The organism is Microbacterium sp. TWP3-1-2b2, assembly GCF_049896145.1.
Lineage (GTDB): Bacteria > Actinomycetota > Actinomycetes > Actinomycetales > Microbacteriaceae > Microbacterium.
Genome location: NZ_JAFCTS010000004.1, coordinates 1 through 1082, shown reverse-complemented (window position 1 = coordinate 1082; position 1082 = coordinate 1). Strand labels below are relative to the sequence as shown.

General features: G+C 51.6%; 1 rRNA gene. It reads right to left on the bottom strand.

The features are described from left to right. Positions 1 to 1082, bottom strand: a 23S ribosomal RNA gene (locus ACP7AR_RS17495); the annotation flags it as partial.

Here is a 1082-nt window from a genome sequence, read left to right as displayed (position 1 = left end):
GCAGGATCGCTTGAGCAGTGAGCGGTTACGATATCTTTAAAGGAAGGCTGCTTCTAAGCCAACCTCATGATTGTAAAAGCAATACAACATCGATTCCCACTTAGCCATGACTTTGGGGCCTTAGATGATGGTTAGGGTTGTTTCCCTTTTCACGACGGACGTTAGCACCCGCCGTGTGTCTGCCCGATAGTTCTCTCAGGTATTCGGAGTTTGGTTAGTATTGGTACCACTCGCGCAGCCCGCAACCATCCAGTGCTCTACCCCCTGAGGAATTCGTCGGACGCTCTACCTAAATAGATTTCGCGGAGAACCAGCTATGTCTAGGTTTGATTGGCCTTTCACCCCTATCCACAAGTCATCCCAGAATTTTTCAACATTCACGGGTTCGGACCTCCAGTAAGTGTTACCTTACCTTCATCCTGCTCATGGATAGATCACCTAGTTTCGGGTCGTCATACGTCGAACTTAGCGCCCTATTCAGACTCGCTTTCGCTGCGCCTACACCTAACGGCTTAAGCTTGCTCGACACATGAAGTCGCTGACCCATTATACAAAAGGTACGCCGTCACCCCGCTTGGGGGCTCCGACTGCTTGTAGGCTTCCGATTTCAGGATCTGTTTCACTCCCCTTGTCGGGGTGCTTTTCACCTTTCCCTCACGGTACTTGTTCACTATCGGTCGTAGAGGAGTACTTAGGCTTGGAGGGTGGTCCCCCCATGTTCAGACAGGATTTCACGTGTCCCGCCCTACTCGAGTCTCTTGCTATTTGACGCCTACGGGGCTTTCACCCGCTATGGCCGACCTTTCCAGATCGTTCGGCTTTATATCACAAGAGCACTGGCCTGGTCCCGGTTCGCTCGCCACTACTACGGGAGTCTCGGTTGATGTCCTTTCCTCCGGGTACTGAGATGTTTCAGTTCCCCGGGTTTGCTTAATGAACCCTATGTATTCAGGTCATTATACCTTTGAACAATCCGCCAATCCTCGCCCTCCCGAGGGAAAGCAAAGTTGGAAGACTGTAAAGGTGGGTTTCCCCATTCGGAAATAACCGGATCAAAGGGTGCTAGCGCCTCCCCGGTTCTT